Below are 16,354 nucleotides of genomic sequence, written 5' to 3' on the forward strand. Positions count from 1 at the left end.
AATTTAGAACAAGAAAACCCATCTTCAAGCGTTAAGATGGAAATAATTTTTAGTTTATATCATATAAGATAAGAGCTTAAACAATTAATTAATAGAAGGTTATGTCCTATTTTTGATAGAAATCTGGTATCATAAATCAGCAATTTAATATGTTTGACAGGTGTTTAACATATTGATAATCTGCACAATAACCACAACAAAAGATTTATTGTCACAGGAAAGTAGATAGGTGTATATTGTTAGTAATCAATATATTATACTTGTATTTAGTTCTGCAAAGACTTTGCAGATTTCGTACATTGGTATGCAGACTCAAGAAGTAGCTATCAAATCTAATTTAAAGGTAGTACTTAGGTCTGATGCCCAGCAAATTGATGAAGTTGTTGTTACAGCAATGGGTATTAAACGTTCCGAAAAAGCATTAGGGTATGCTGCGACTTCTGTGGGAGGTGACAAAATTGCGGAGAGTCGTACTTCCGATGTTATGTCAAGTTTAGCAGGTAAAATTGCGGGGGTTCAGATTTCCAGTACTTCATCAGATCCTGGTTCTTCAAATTCTGTAATTATTCGTGGTGTTAGTTCACTATCGGGTACAAATCAACCATTATATGTAGTGGATGGTGTACCATTGAATAACTCTACAGTATATTCTACAGATGGTTTGAACAGCGGATATGATTTTGGTAATGGAGCAAACGCTATTAATCCGGATGATGTGGCAAACATGACAATTCTAAAAGGTGCGGCAGCAACTGCTTTATATGGTAGTCGTGCTGCAAATGGTGTAGTCATGATCACAACGAAAAGTGGACGAAAGAATAAAGGTGTTGGTATTGAGTACAATGGCGGTGTACAATGGTCTACAATTTTACGTTTACCGGAATTTCAGAATGAATTTGGTATGGGATGGAACGGTAACCATACGGAGTTGGAAAATGGTTCTTGGGGACCTCGTTTTGATGGTTCAATGCAATTATGGGGAAATGTGTATAATAACTCGCAAAAGTTGAAGCCTTATGTAGCAATGCCTGACAACATTAAAGACTTTTTTGATGCCGGGTTCAGGTATAGCAATAGCCTTTCATTTAATGGAGCAACAGACAAAAGTGATTATTATGTTTCTTTCTCTCAAATTAGCGACGATGGTATGATTCCAACAGACGCTGACAGTTATGACAAATACACCTTTTCCGCACGTGGCAGCCATAAGGTAGGCGCATTAACATTTTCTTCTTCATTAAACTATGCCTATCAGAAAAATAAGTTTGCTACTACGGGGCAAGGGCTCTCTATGCTGAACTCCCTCTATCAATCACCACGCGATGTCAGTATTATAGGGCTAGAAGACCAGAATGATCCGTTTAACACTCCGGGCTATTATTATACTCCTTATGGCGTGATGAATCCATATTATATTCTGGAAAATTATTTGAACGAATATGAATCTGAAAGATTTTATGGCAAATTCCAATTAGATTATGAATTCTTGAAATATTTCAAATTCACATATCGTATGGGATTGGATACTACAACCGGCCAGAGCGATAAAGGAAAACCTAATTTATATGCTCTTTATTACGAAGGAACACCCAACGGAGAAGGACAAGGTTCCAGTAGTCCATTCTCTGGTGAGACAGGACAATATACAGAACAGATAACCCGGCGTCGTGAAATTAATCAAGATATTATGGTTAATTTCAATATGCCGATCAGTGATTTTAATATCAATGCGTTAGTCGGATTCAATGGAAATGAGCGTAAAGTCTCTTACCAATATTCGGAGGTAAACGATTTGACTATCCCGACATGGTTTAACTTGAAGAATTCTGGTAAAACTCCAATTGTTGAACAACATTTGGAACTTAGACGTCTGATGGGTGTGTTCGGACAGTTTGAAGGTTCTTGGAAAAACATGCTGTATCTGACAGTTACAGCTCGTAACGACTGGTCTTCTACTCTTCCGAAAGGGAACCGCAGTTTCTTCTATCCGGGTTTTACCGGTAGTTTCATTTTCAGCGAATTATTAAATAGTGATTTAAGCAATATCATTTCTTTTGGTAAAATACGTGCCAGCTGGGGTAAAACCGGTAATGATGCTGATGTGTATATGGTTAATCCTGTATATGCACAATCTTCAAATAGAATACCTTTTGGATACCTCACCTTCCCGTTAGGAGGTGTCAATGCTTATTCGGCAGGTAACATTTTAGGTAGTAATACACTAAGTCCGGAAATGACGACAGAGGCTGAAATCGGTTTAAATATGGCTTTCTTCAAAAATCGCTTGTCTTTCGATGTTTCTTATTATAATCGTAATACTGACAAACAGATTTTTTCTTTAGCCATGGATCCGGCTTCAGGCTATACAGCGCAAAACATGAACTTAGGTAAGATACGAAATCGTGGTATAGAATTGTTAATTAGTGGAACTCCGATCAGAACTAAAGATTTCAGTTGGGAACTAACATGGAACTTTACAAAGAACTGGAGTAAAGTAATCAGTTTGCCTGAAGAACTGGGTGGTATTACAAATATTTATGGATTAAATGGGGGAACTAGTATGTACGCTATTACAGGAATGCCTGTCGGAGTATTCAAAGCGCAAGTAGCTGAACGCGACCCTCAAGGACGAGTTGTTGTCAACTCTTCAACAGGTCTACCTGTTGAAGCTGGTGAGTTCGGAATCTGTGGAGATATGAATAATAAATATCAAATGGGCGTTTCTACAACATTGAGATACAAAGGTTTAAGCTTGGGTATTGACTTTGATATCCGTCAGGGTGGAGTCATGTATTCACGTACCAAAGATATTAATTATTTTACAGGTAATGCAATCCAGACTACTTATAACGATCGAAATCCTTTTATTGTGCCAAACTCTGTAAATAAGATTGTAAATGGAGATCAAATTACTTACGTAGAAAATACAACGCCCATTACCAGTTCTAATATTTATAAATACTGGGGCGACGGAGGTTCCGATCTGGGAAGTTGCTTCCTTGTAGATAAATCGTATGTAAAACTTCGCTCTGTAGTATTAGGTTGGGATTTGCCAAAAAGATGGCTGGCCAAAACACCTTTTCAGGCAGTGAAAGTTTCCGCATATGGTAATAACTTATTCATCTGGACCCCATCCAGCAATACATTTATTGATCCCGAAATGACTTCATTTGGTAATGATCTTGAAGGTAACTATGGAGAATACACAGCTAATCCTAGCTCACGCCGTTTCGGTTTCAACTTAATGGTTAAATTTTAAACAGGAATAAATATGAAGAAAATATTATTATATGCATCATTGGCAACAACGGCATTATTTACAAGTTGCGACTTGGATATCAACAACGACCCGAACTATCCGATGAACGATCAGGTAACAGCCGACTTGATATTCCCTTCCATTAGTGCTTCTATCGCTTCGGCAGTAGGAGGAGAAATTTATAATTATGCAGGCTTTTTCGCCCAATACTATGAACAAAAGCCGGAAGCGAACCAATACAATACTTTATGTGAGTACACTTTTACAGAATCATCACAGCAAATGGACTATTCATATAGAATCTTGTTTGCAGGTGCTTTAGAAGATGCCAAACAGGTTTTGGAAAAGACGACCAATCCGGCAGACCGTTTTGCCACCACTATCTTGAGAGCGTACGCTTTTCAAATAATGGTAGACAATACAAGCGACTCGCCTTATTCTGAAGCCTTGCAAGGGAATGCCAATGCAACACCCAAATGGGATAATGGCGAAACTGTATATAGAGGCGTATTGGATGAAATGGATGCAGCAGAGTCAGCCTTGGATGGAAGTGGTATGGACGTACCGGATTTGGTGTTCAATAAGGATCTTGCTCAATGGAAAGGATTTGCCAATGCTCTCCGTCTTCGTATGTATCTACGTTTCATTGATGCCAATATAGACGTTGCCTCTTACACAGAGAAAGTGAAAAATCTGGTACAAAACAATGAATTCTTTACCGGAGATGTTAAATTAGACTGCTTTGTAGATGAAACAGACAAACGTAATCCATGGTATAATACAAATGCAGTAGGATTGACGGGTAATCATTGCGCTGCATATCCGCTGATTTCTTATTTGAATAGTACAGGAGACCCACGTATTGCCTATGGTATTAACAAAACGGATGCAGATGGAAAATATGTCGGACAACTTCCTGGAGGAAAAACACATATGCAAAGCATATTGGGTACTGATAATTGGAAAAATAAAAATGTAAGTGCTATTGATTATTCCATCGGTCCAACAAAACCTGTTTACTTTTTTACTCAGGCTGAATTACAATTCTTAATAGCAGAAGTTTATATTCGCTTTCTGAATGATGACGCAAATGCGAAAAGTGCATATGAAGCAGGGGTAACTGCTGATTTTGCTGTTCGCGGATTTACAGGACAAGAGAACACTATCTTAGAGGGAGCATGTGCATGGTCTACAGCTTCCACATCAGTTGAAAAACTGAATTTGATTTATATGCAGAAATGGGTTTCTCTTTTCTATATGGACCACATGGAAGCATGGAGTGAGATCCGACGCACAGATTGTCCGCAACTATCTTCTTATTCGGCAGCACAGATACAAGCTAATGAATCAATATACACTCCGGGAGATTTAGTTGCACCATGGACCAATGGGCTGGAAGCAGGCGGACTGATGAAACGGATGACTTATCCGTTAAGTGCACGTCAACAGAATGCAAATACTCCTGCAGGGGTACCGGGAAGTACTCCTGTCTGGTGGGATATCAAATAAAAAATAACTTAGCAAGTTTTACATATGAAAAAAATAGCATATAGCATATTGATATGTTTGTCGTTTGTCTTCGGGTCTTGCGACAAATCAACGGATGATACCTCCAAGGTTACCTACTTCGTAACGTTAGAAAGACTGGGTGACACAAAGATTGTTTTAGAAAAAGGGCAACCTTATGTAGAGCCTGGATACTACGCAGAAATGAATGGGGAAGATATCACATCATCCGTAGAGATAAAAGGAAATGTTGATGTAAATACCCCGGGTATTTATAACTTAGTGTATGCGGCATATAATGAAGATGGTTTTGCCAAAACCTTTACGAGAACAGTATATGTGGCAGATAACACTCCTTCTCCACTACAGTCCGGGATTTATACTTTGGCTGAAGGAAGCAAACGGACAGTTCCTTCAGTTGTGGCTTTTAGTGGATATGAGATTGTAATATTTCAAATAGAACCGGGAATATTTTATATCACGGATTTCTTGGGAGGCTGGTATGATCAGCGTACAGGCTACGGACCAGATTATGCAATGGTTGGAAAATTTGAATTAAATGAAGACAATACCATTACTCCTATAGAAAGTTATGTTGCAGGCTGGGGAGACTCTATGGATCAAATGACTAATACATCGTTGGATCCTGCAACAGGAACTTTGAGATGGAGCATCGATTATGCCGGTCAATTATCTTTTGATATTATAGTAAAAAAATAAAAATATGATTATGAAGAAATATATGATATTGCTTTTGGCTTCACTGGCTTTTACAGTTGTGGCATGTGATGACGACACAGAACCAGGTGGTACTGCTATTGAAAAAATGGCTGGTGACTGGTGGGTTACAGTGAATGCAATAATTGATGGAGAAGAAGTAGAAGACCCATATGGTGCCGGACATATACAAATGAGTACTTATAATACCGCTAGCAACAGTAATACTGAAATGTGGTTGGATGATTTAAATAATTTTTGGGAGTATAAATTGAAAGTGAATGTGAACTATGCCGAGCGGACTTTCTCAACTCCTGATTTTGTGAACAATGTTATTTATGAATCTAAAGTAAAGATCAGTGATGGGAAAGTATTAGAGAATGCAGCGACAACTCCTAGTGGTATGCCTGCTGATAGTATTGTATACATGGTACAGTTTGATGACGATGAAAATGGATTAACTTATAAAGTTTCCGGATTCCGTCGTACTGGATTTCCTGCTGACGATTTCTAATTAGAAAACCGTACAATCATATAAAAGGCTACTTCGAATTTCGGAGTGGCCTTTTATATCTCATAATCATTAAATATATAAGGAGAAAAAGTTTTGCAATATTTACAAGAGATTTATCTCCACTAGAATAAAAAGAGCAAACAACATTTTTATTGAGAGGTTTACTAATATCTGACTAATTATATACAAATGAAGATGCCTGAAAACAGCAAGATACTACTTACCCTATATAAATATTTTTAGTTAAACTATTATTTACCTGATTATTAACTCATTGTGTGTTATTTGGGTAGAGAAATAGTATCACATATGCAAAATGAACTGTTCGCGTTTTTTCTTGTAATCAGCTGTTAATTAAATATCTAGTTCATTATTAATCAAATAATACTTTTTTTTTCACGTGTTTGCGTGAATGATAACTGTTTAGCATTCAATATATTACAAAATTATTAGTTCTGCAAAGACTTTGCAGATTTCGTATATCGGCATGCAGACTCAGGAAGTGGCGATAAAGCCCAATTTGCGAGTGATTCTCAAATCTGATGCACAGCTAATAGATGAGGTTGTGGTAACCGGATATGGGGTAACTAAAAAAGCGGCATTTACGGGATCTGCCCAAACGGTGGATAACAAGGACTTGATGAAAAAAACAGATGCAAACTTTATGAAGTCTTTGGAAGGATCAGTTGCTGGTTTACAAGTAAACAGCTTGACTGGACAACCTGGTGCATATGCTTCTACTACTATTCGTGGGGTCGGTTCAATGAACTCCGGAACTGAACCTTTATATGTAATTGATGGTATTGCCATCTACACAGACAAAATGGGAGCTTATAACAAAGCCGGAACAGGGGATATGGCAGCAAGTCCGATGGCTAATATCAATCCTAACGACATTGAGTCCATCACAGTTTTGAAGGATGCTACAGCAACGGCTATTTACGGAGCTCGTGCAGCGAATGGAGTAATTGTAGTTACTACTAAAAAAGGTAGTCTGGGAAAAGCGCGTTTTAATGTGAACGCAAAAGTCGGAACTAGCTTTATTGGTAAGATAAATCATGATTACCGTACGACAAATCTGGATAAATACAAAGAAATCTGGACTGAAGGACTAACAAATGCAGGATATGACGGTGAAGATGGCATGACTTCTGCTGAATGGCTGAATGCCTATGTTATGGATTGGTATAATGTGGACTTGACGCAAAATATCAAGAGTGTGGATTGGCTGAAGGAGATTCTGCAAAATGGTTTTTCACAAGAATATGATATCAGTGCTCAAGGTGGGAATGAAAATTTGCGCTATTATATTAGTGGAGGATATTTTCAGAATACAGGTATCGTCATCGGAACTGGAATGAAACGCTATAGCGGACGTATTAGTTTAGATGGAAAAAGCGGGCGGATAGGATATGGACTTTCTGTGAATGGAGCACTCTCCGATATAAACAACACGATGACTGAAAGCCAATATACTAATCCTATTGTAGCAGTATATGACATCCGTCCGTTTGAACAGGTGCGCAATGAAGACGGAACATATAATACAAATGTTAATTATAATCCTGTAGCTATTAACGATAAAGAAAAAGGTGATAAACGTAATCAAAAGCAGATTACATTGGTTGTGAATCCATATTTTACTTATAATATTATTGATGGCTTAACATGGAAGACAAATGCAGGATTGAGCCTGATTGACTTGGACGAGTTCTTTTACAGTTCAATTTATAATCCTCAATATTCCGGTAGCGGTATGCTTGGTCAAAGAAACCAAGAAAGGGCAACAACCTTAACCATTACCAATACCGTAAACTTCAACCGCACTTTCAAAGACATGCATCATTTGAATGTATTGTTGGGACAAGAAGCACAGAAAATATCTTATAGAACAATTTATGCAGCTGCCAGTGGATATCCTAGTGATGCTGTTTTTGAACTGGACAATGCTTCCAAACCAACAGGGGCGGGATCTTCAACCAAAGCAAGCACTCTTTCTTCATTCTTTATGAATGCAGAATATAATTTGAATGATAAATATTATCTGTCAGGCAGTTTCCGTTATGACGGTTCGTCGAGATTTGGTATAAACAACAAATGGGCTCCTTTCTGGTCTATAGGAGCAAAATACCGTATTTCTAACGAAAGCTTTATGGAAAACACCAAAAGCTGGTTGACAGATTTGACTATCAGAGGTAGTTATGGAACTGTAGGTAATCAGGATATTGGTTATTATGCAGCAATGGGATTGTATAATTATGGATATTCTTATAATGGCAAACCTGGAGCTATTCCTTACCAAATAGCCAATCCGGATCTTAAATGGGAGACTGTTGCGAAAGCCGATATCGGTATCCATGCTGTTTTCTTCGAAAGACTGACACTCGAAGTAGACTATTATAACCAACGGACAAAAGATATGATATTTGATGTACCACTTTCTTACACAACTGGATTCGGGTCTATTCTGAAAAATGTAGGTGAGATGGAAAACAAAGGTATAGAATTCTTGATTAACGCTAACGTACTTAGAAATAAGGATTTCAGTTGGGATGTTCGTTTCACTGGTACGGCAAATAAAAATAAAATCATAAAACTTGCCACAGAAAAACCAATTGAGAATACTCTAACTATCAGAAAAGTTGGTGAAGCATATAATACATTCTATATGCCGGAATATGCAGGAGTGGATCCTGAAACAGGAGAAGCAATGTGGTATAAAGGACAAGAAGGGGATGAGAAAACAAAAAATGTAAATGAGGCCGGTCAGCGAATTGTAGGTTCCGCCGATCCTAAATTTTATGGTGGCTTTGGAATGAATTTCAAATACAAAGGTTTTGACTTCTCTTTTGATACCAGTTTCACCCTAGGAAATAAAGTGTATAACTCCGGATTTGCATTTGACATGCAGGTTGGACATTATTTCTTAGGCCCGGTGTCTAACTATGTTTATGACAATCGCTGGCAAAAGCCGGGAGATATAACCGACGTACCCAAATTCGTAGCTGGAGACAACTCGGGAGCAGAAACTAATTCCAGCCGTTTCTTAATGAACGGTTCTTATTTAAGAATGAAATCCATGGTTTTAGGATATACTCTTCCAAAGAACCTTATGAATAAAGTGGCTATTGACAATTTAAGAGTTTATATCTCTGCTGACAATTTGTTCACTATCACTGCTAAAGATTTTATAGGATTTGATCCACAAACTAGATCTACCGGTATGCAGTCTTGGGCATATCCTGTAGCTAGAAATATCATGTTCGGTCTTAATCTCAGCTTCTAAAAAAATAACTTTAGAAATTTATGACAATGAAGAAAATATTATTTGCTTTATTAACCGGTTGGATGGCAATTTCATTCACCGCATGCGATGACTTCTTGACAGAAACGCCATCAACTTCTGTTCCGACAGAAGAAGCCTTGGTTACTACCCAAGATTTTCAGAATGCTCTAAATGGTGTATATTACACATTAGGTTCATATCGTTTTCTGGGACGTGATGTATTAGCAATTGGAGATGCGCCAACGGATATCACTTCACATTCCGTTGCAACGTCTCATTTCTATGACATCTTCCGCTATCAGATACTGGATACTAATTCATACATAGAAGAAATATGGGCATACGGATATTGGGCTATCGACCGTTGTGCACGTATCATTAAAGAAGGTGCTTCATTTAAAGAAGTAACAAAGGGGGATCTGGCAGAAGTGGAAGGATGCATCGCTCAAGCCTATGCAATTAAAGCCCTCTGCTCTTTCTATTTGACTAATATGTTCGGTTTGCCATATTCGGAAGCCAATAAAACGACATTAGGTATCGTGAACGTTACTGAACCCGTTCCTGCCTATTCACAGGTGTCAAGAGTCAGTGTAGAACAAAATTATAGCCTGATTCTTGATGATATAACGAAGGCTAAAGAATATTATGCTAAAGAAGGTGTTGAAAATGTAGGTAAACAGTATATGAATACGGCTGCAGTTGCTGCACTTGAAGCTCGCGTAAAACTCTATATGAAAAATTACGAAGGGGCTATTACAGCGGCTCAAGAGGCAATAACCCTAAGTGGCGGTACAATTGTATCAACCAAAGAAGACTATAAGAATATGTACACGACATTAGCTGTTTCGACAGAAGACATTTTCTTTATAGCAAAAGCCGAAGATGATTATTTGTCCGCTAATGCTCTGAATACTTTATGGAATAAATACGGTTTGTCTATTAACAGCGCAACAATAGCAGAATATTCACCTAATGATATTCGTCTGGCACTTCTTGGCGATACGTGGACTGGTGGAAAAATGCGTGGTATTACAACCAATAATCAGATTTCTAATTTGCCGGTTTTCAGACTGCCTGAAATGTATTTAATACAGGCAGAAGCATATGCAAAACAGTCAACTCCTGATTATGGCAAAGCCAAAGAAAAACTATTAGAAGTAGCTGCAAAAAGAAACCCGGACTTGGATGACAGTGAAATTGCAGAGGATCAAACGGTTATTGATGCCATTGATAAAGAAAGAAAATTAGAACTGGTTCAAGAAGGACATCGCTTCTTTGATGCAAGAAGATTAGGCAAAATTATTAGTGTAGCAGATGGATCGTACACTAATTTCAACATCGCAAAATTTGTGTACCCAATACCTTCTTTTGAAGTCAATTCAGGTTTTGGAGTTATACAAACAGAGGGGTGGAGTAATAATCTACCTCGATAATACTTTTTAAAATTGTCTTTAATATAAGGATCAGTTTTAAGTAAAAGATGAGACCTGCAAATTTTGAGTCAATCGAATTTGCAGGCCTCACTATTTATAATCAGATAACCCTTTATTACAATAGAAACACCCATCTCGCTTATTCATTCAATCTCATAAAATACACTTTTCCGTACATTCGACCAACCAACATATTTTCTTTATAAAAAGAATTTAAAATAAAAAATGTTCCTTATATTTGCCATCCATTTAAAACCTTTACATTAAAAGAGCATATATTTTCCCTTATAAACAACGATTAAGAGACTTATGCTTCTCTAAATGTTCTCTGAAAGAAACTGAAAACACAAAATTATATGGATCAATTTTTAGAGAAAATAGATACACATACTTTATCACTTTTACAAAAAGGTGATGAGAAAGCCTTTGATACTATTTTCTGGAAATACAATTCACGTGTATTCCACTTTATTCATTCACTTCTATATGATAGAACACTAGCAGAAGACCTCACTCAAAATGTATTTCTGAAGATTTGGGAAAGACATCAGGATATCAAACCGGAAGAAGGTTTTGAAGCCTATCTTTTCACGATAGCACGCAACATGGTATATAAAGAAACAGAGAAGCGGCTGCTCTCGGAACGTTTTCTGGATTCAATCAAACAAACTGATGCCGACAAGCACTTTGAAATAGACGTTGACACCGACTCCCTACAAGAATATATAGACGAGCTGGTAGAACAGTTACCCTCTTCCCGGAAGAAAATCTACCTCATGAGCAGGAAACAACATCTGACAAATAAAGAAATAGCAACCCAATTGTCTCTATCTGAAAAAACAGTTGAAACGCAATTATATCGTGCCCTTCATTTCTTACGCTCTAAATTAGCTAATGAAATTGTAGCTTTGGCTCTATTTTTTCTTTCTTATAATTTTAAATAGTGTTAAATACTGAGTAAAATCTTTGCCCCCTGTAAGGATTCTTGGCTCCATGGAGATATACATAATAAAAGCCCATGGAGAAGAATACGAATATATTATTATTAGAATGTTTTATGCGGGGAGAGACCTCTCCGGATGAAGAACGAATACTGTCGGACTGGCTCCACAGTCAGGAAGCAAAAGAACAGTTATCCAACTATTATCAGGAAACCTGGAAAGGCTCTAATAACAAGCTCATTGCCGAAGTACAAGGACGTATGTTTGAACGGGTCAAAAGTCAAATGCATAATGCTGCACAAGAGTTGAATAGACTCAAACAGAAACGGACAATGCGAATCAGACGTTTATTCCAGTATGCAGCAATCATTCTTTTAATCATAGGAGCAGGAATAGGAGGTCATTTATATACAGTTTCTCTCACAGAACCCACAGTAACGGACAAGAGCTATCTTGTCCAGACAGGAAAAGGCCAACGGGCAAACATTACCTTACCGGATGGTACAGTCGTCTGGCTAAATTCATATACCCAACTGCATTACAATGCAAATTATGGAGCCACCCAACGAGTGGTGTCATTGACAGGCGAAGCATATTTCGAAGTAGCTAAGGATAAGGAGAAACCATTTATTGTAGAAACGGCGGGAATGAATGTAGAAGCTTTGGGAACTACTTTTAATGTAAAAGCCTACCGGGAAGACTCTCAAATCATCGCAACACTTTTTTCCGGTTCGGTCCGTGTTTCTTCCGATAGAGATAACGTTATTCTTTCTCCTGACGAAAACGCTACATTTGAACGGAGTTCTGGCAAGCTGATAATGCATAAACTGGATAATTCATCGTATGCAAAAATGTGGCGAAACAATGATCTTGTCTTTAATGGAGAAACGCTGGAAGAAATTGCCGTGCTACTTAACAGGATGTATAATGTCCAAATAATATTTAAATCCGAACGTATCAAAAAACACCGCTTCTCCGGAGTGATCTGCAACAATAGCCTTGATAATGTAATCGAACTAATTAGCCTAACCTCTCCCATCACTTATGAAACTCGTGGAGACACCATAATACTAGGCAATAGGTAACCCAATATATTTCTAATTATTAACCTTTAAAATCCAATGCGTATGAAATAGCCCCGATAGAATAAAAAAGATAGCCTGACAAGGTCAGGACTATCTCCTTTAAGCTTAAATCGGAACTTGGAAACTCACTCTGATACTGACAACTGGCGGAAGGCAGTGTCAGAGGGTATATACACCCGATTTTCAGCTTGTAAAGTTACATCTTTTTTATTGTTTAATGATTAATTTCCTATAAAATGAGTAACATCAAGCATCTCTTTTCCCGAATATTATATATTATTATATTTTTATCAAGTAGTCTAAGTGTCATGGGGCAGATCACTCTCACCATGAAAGACAAACCTTTGAAGAAAGTGATAAAACAGATAGAAAAAGTAAGTGAATATCGTTTCTTCTATAATGAAGAGTTGGCTAATCTCAATAAGGCAGTCTCTCTCGAAGCACAGAATAGCAGTATAGAAAAGGTTTTAAAAGAGCTTTCTTCGCAGGCTCCATTCAGTTATCTGATTAAGCCTAATTTCCAGATTGTATTATCTGACGAATTGCCTTCACAACAGACAAAATTACAGAGCATAACAGGGCGTGTAGTAGACACAGCGAACAATCCTATAATCGGTGCAAACGTGTTAGTGAAAGGAACTACCAATGGAGCCATCACTGATATTGACGGTAATTTCTCCTTAGAAAAAGTTCCGGTACAATCACAACTGCAGGTATCTTATATCGGATATGAGACTAAGGAACTGGCCGTAGTTTCCGGAAAGACAAATGTCAAAATCATAATGGCAGAAAACACCAAATTATTAAATGAAGTCGTAGTGACTGGCTTTGGCCTTGCTCAAAAGAAAGCCACCCTGACAGGAGCTATCGCCTCCATAGGAGCTGATGATATAGGCAGATCTTCAGCGGTAAACACTTCCGGAGCATTAGTTGGAAAGGTAGCCGGATTGAACTACAGATCTACAGACAGTCGCCCGGGAAATGCCACTACCTTGCAAATCCGTAACATGGGAACACCCTTATTTGTAATTGACGGCGTGCAGTCTGATGAAGGCCAATTCAATAATATTGACTTTAATGACATCGAATCCATTTCCATTCTGAAAGACGCCTCTGCTTCCATTTATGGTGTACGTGCCGCTAATGGAGTCATTGTTGTAACCACCAAGAAAGGAAAGAAAAACAGCAAAAGTACAGTTACGCTAAATACTTATTATGGCTGGCAACATGTATCACGCTTACCGGAACCGGCAGACGCCGTAACGTATGTAGAGAATTACATACAGTCTGAAACGATTCAGGGAAAGACGTCCCGTTTATATAATAAAGAAGATCTGGAGAAATGGCGGCAAGGTACAGAAAAGGGATATGTGCCATTTAACTGGTATGATTACATCTGGGTGACTTCTCCGCAATATTATGTCAATGCCAATGTTTCCGGAGGTTCGGACAAGATCAATTATTATTTCAGTGTCGGACACATGAATCAGGAATCTGCCATTCGCAATTATGGCGGTATGAAACGATACAACGTACAAATGAATGTCGAAGCACAGGTCACTGATAAATTCAAAATCGGCATGAACATGAACGGACGTATCAAACAGTTGAAGAATCCGGGTGTACCGGGAACCGACGACTATTCAAACCCGACAGCGGCCACCTACCGCAATCTACCGACTGTCCGCCCGTTTGCCAATGACAATCCTAACTATCCGGCATCAGTAGGCTCTGACAATGGCTTAAACTTCGGATTATTGAATTTTGAGAAAAGCGGAACCTTTGAAGACACTTGGCGAATGGCCCAATTAAACCTGAACGCAGAATATGAAATTATCAAAGGACTCAAAGCTAAAGCCTTGTTCGGATATTATTTTGCAAGCGAATTACTTAACAATCAAGAATATACCTATCGTGTCTATAGATATGACGAAGCAACGGACGAATATGTAGATGTAGGTGGACGCGCCAGTGCCTGGAGGGAAAGAACGAATGCTTATGTGGAAGAGTTGACTTCAAACATTCAACTGGCTTATGAAAAAGCATTCGGAGCACATTCCATCAATGCAGTTGTCGGCTTTGAAGCAATAAAAAGAGACACCCCAAAGTCTTGGCTGCATGCCATCCCGGCTTCCAACTCATTGCATCTGATCTATTATGATACGATTGACAAATACGAAGATACCGGTAACAATACGGAAGCACGTTTAGGCTGGCTGGGACGTTTCAACTACAACTACGCCAACAAATACCTGATAGACTTCTCCGCACGCTATGACGGTTCATGGAAATTCCCGCCCAATCATCGCTGGGGTTTCTTCCCTTCCGCCTCATTAGGCTGGAGAATATCAGAAGAAAACTTCTGGAAAGAATCAAGAATAGCTTCAATTTTCAGCGATTTAAAGATCCGGGGATCTTATGGATTGGTAGGAGATGACAACGTTGACGGCTACAGTGCTTTCGACTATATGACAGGCTACGACTACAAACAGGGAGGAGGAGTAATCGACGGTTCCTATATCATTGGTACTACCCCACGAAACCTGCCTGTTACCACGCTCTCATGGGCAAAGGCTAAAATTCTGGACATTGGTCTCGACGTTGCTTTCCTGAACAACCGTTTATCAGGAAGCGTAGATTTCTTCCGACGTATCAAAACCGGTATTCCGGCTTCCCGTGACGATGTATTACTTCCGGAAGAAGTGGGCTTTGAGCGTCCCAAGGAAAATCTCAATTCCAATGTTCATACCGGATATGATTTGCTTGCACGTTGGAGTGATAAGGTCAATGACTTTCACTATTCTATCAGTGCCAATTTCACCTATTCCCGTTTCTACAACTGGGAACAGTATAATCCTAAGTTCAGTAATTCATGGGATGAATATCGTAATTCTACATGGCATCGTTTCGGAAATGTCAACTGGGCATACGAGGCAGACGGCCAGTTCCAAAGTTGGGAAGAGATTGCGTCGTGGCCGATTGACAATGACCAGAAAGGAAATACGACATTACGCCCGGGTGATATCAAATATGTCGATCAAAATGGGGATGGCATAATCAACGATATGGACAAACGCCCCATCGGATACAAAGAAGACTCCACACCCGTTCTGAACTTTGGATTTAACCTTGCATTCGCATGGAAAGGTTTCGATTTAGCATTGGATTTCTCCGGTGCGGGAATGTCTACCTGGAATCCGACATTAATTCAAAAAATCCCATTTAACAATAATGGAAACAACCCGGCTTACTATATGGAAGATACATGGAGACTAGCCGACATTTTTGATGCAAACAGTGACTTGATTCCCGGAAAATACCCGACATTACTAATCGGAAACAATGCCAATAATCACAGTAATTATTGGGAAAGTTCTTTCTGGAAGTACAATGTCCGCTACTTAAAACTGCGTAATCTGGAATTTGGTTACACTTTCCCTAAAGAGTGGCTGCAAAAATGCAGAATTAACAGTCTAAGGTTATATCTTGCCGGACAGAACCTGTTCACACTCACCAATGTACCTATCGATCCGGAAGTTTCAGCCGGTAACGGAACAGCTTATCCAAGTATGCGAATTATCAATCTGGGTTTAACACTTAAATTCTAAAAGCA

Annotated in this window: 7 protein-coding genes and 2 pseudogenes; all 9 read left to right on the forward strand. The window is 38.6% G+C overall.

The genetic code is table 11. The features are described from left to right. Positions 1–268: 268 nt before the first annotated feature. Positions 269–3,259: pseudogene (locus tag NXV01_RS00610) on the forward strand (SusC/RagA family TonB-linked outer membrane protein); the annotation flags it as partial. Positions 3,260–3,271: 12 nt separating this feature from the next. Beyond that, the gene (locus NXV01_RS00615; RefSeq protein ID WP_074637981.1) at positions 3,272–4,768 is read left to right on the forward strand and encodes a SusD/RagB family nutrient-binding outer membrane lipoprotein; all 1,497 of its coding nucleotides are present in this window, start codon (positions 3,272–3,274) and stop codon (positions 4,766–4,768) included. Positions 4,769–4,792: 24 nt separating this feature from the next. Then, complete coding sequence (locus NXV01_RS00620; protein ID WP_074637983.1) at positions 4,793–5,485, forward strand: BT_2262 family domain-containing protein; 693 nt, start codon at positions 4,793–4,795, stop codon at positions 5,483–5,485. A gap of 10 nt (positions 5,486–5,495) precedes the next feature. Continuing rightward, entirely contained in the window at positions 5,496–5,996 is a 501-nt protein-coding gene (locus NXV01_RS00625; protein ID WP_074638015.1) for a lipid-binding protein, read from the forward strand. A 451-nt stretch (positions 5,997–6,447) separates the two neighbouring features. Further along, positions 6,448–9,282: pseudogene (locus NXV01_RS00630) on the forward strand (SusC/RagA family TonB-linked outer membrane protein); the annotation flags it as partial. 20 nt (positions 9,283–9,302) lie between these two features. Next, positions 9,303–10,715: a RagB/SusD family nutrient uptake outer membrane protein gene (locus NXV01_RS00635; RefSeq protein WP_074638703.1), complete on the forward strand. Its 1,413-nt coding sequence runs from the start codon at positions 9,303–9,305 to the stop codon at positions 10,713–10,715. A gap of 356 nt (positions 10,716–11,071) precedes the next feature. After that, complete coding sequence (locus tag NXV01_RS00640; RefSeq protein ID WP_074638704.1) at positions 11,072–11,659, forward strand: RNA polymerase sigma-70 factor; 588 nt, start codon at positions 11,072–11,074, stop codon at positions 11,657–11,659. Positions 11,660–11,733: 74 nt separating this feature from the next. Continuing rightward, positions 11,734–12,741 (forward strand): FecR family protein, encoded by a 1,008-nt coding sequence (locus tag NXV01_RS00645; protein ID WP_195649176.1) that lies wholly within the window; start codon positions 11,734–11,736, stop codon positions 12,739–12,741. A 236-nt stretch (positions 12,742–12,977) separates the two neighbouring features. Beyond that, positions 12,978–16,349 (forward strand): TonB-dependent receptor, encoded by a 3,372-nt coding sequence (locus tag NXV01_RS00650; protein WP_217721291.1) that lies wholly within the window; start codon positions 12,978–12,980, stop codon positions 16,347–16,349. Positions 16,350–16,354: the final 5 nt, after the last annotated feature.

Source organism: Bacteroides sp. BFG-606 (assembly GCF_024788145.1).
Lineage (GTDB): Bacteria > Bacteroidota > Bacteroidia > Bacteroidales > Bacteroidaceae > Bacteroides > Bacteroides vicugnae.